This window comes from Robertmurraya sp. DFI.2.37, from assembly GCF_029211245.1.
Taxonomy (GTDB): domain Bacteria; phylum Bacillota; class Bacilli; order Bacillales; family Cytobacillaceae; genus Robertmurraya; species Robertmurraya methanolica_A.
The window spans coordinates 1-291 of sequence record NZ_JARGEJ010000808.1 but is presented as its reverse complement, the minus strand read 5'-3'; the positions used below and the strand labels follow the sequence as shown (position 1 = coordinate 291).

1 pseudogene is annotated in these 291 nt (G+C 41.9%); it reads right to left on the bottom strand.

The window, feature by feature from the left end:
* A pseudogene (locus tag PZE06_RS28730) lies at positions 1 to 291 on the bottom strand (aspartate kinase); the annotation flags it as partial.

The window sequence follows — 291 nt, the reverse complement described above, 5'->3', positions numbered from 1 at the left end:
TTCAAACTTATCTTTGTGGACAAAGATTGTCATTGTATCGATTCCAGATGGCATGTGCTCAATAGAAACACCATTGTCTTCAAATACCTGAAGTACTTTACGACAGAAACCAACTTCTGAGTTCATCATCGCTTTTTCAATTGTGATCGCAGCGAATCCATCTGTTCCGGCGATTCCTGTAATTGTGTACTTCGGCTGATAGCATGTTGCTTCTACGATAAGTGTTCCTTTGTCTGCCGGTGCATTTGTATTACGGATATTGATCGGGATCCCTGCTCTTCTTACCGGGAA